1 protein-coding gene is annotated in these 265 nt (G+C 69.4%); it reads right to left on the reverse strand.

Going from position 1 to position 265, the window contains the following annotated elements; genetic code table 11:
- Nucleotides 1–265 (reverse strand): hypothetical protein (locus AA75_RS41590; protein WP_033825719.1); only part of this gene is annotated, 265 nt, incomplete at both ends.

The following is a 265-nucleotide window of genomic DNA, read 5'->3' on the forward strand; positions in this document are numbered from 1 at the left end:
GGCGGATCAGCTGGTTGCCGTCCGCGTCGTACAGGTACGAGGTGCTGCGGCCGCCCTTGGTCACCGAGTCGAGCCTGTCCTCGCCGTTCCAGCTGAGGGTGGTGGTGCCGGAGGGGTCCGTGATGTTGGTGGTCCGTCCCGCCAAGTCGTACTGATAGGTGGTCGACCTCGCGCCCGTGGCCGAGGCGGCCGAGGAGGTGAGCAGGGCGTGCGCGCCGCCGTTGCCGGTGTTGACGCTCTTCGGGGTGCCGAAGGTCTGGGTGGT

Source organism: Kitasatospora sp. MBT63, assembly GCF_000710465.2.
Taxonomy (GTDB): domain Bacteria; phylum Actinomycetota; class Actinomycetes; order Streptomycetales; family Streptomycetaceae; genus Kitasatospora.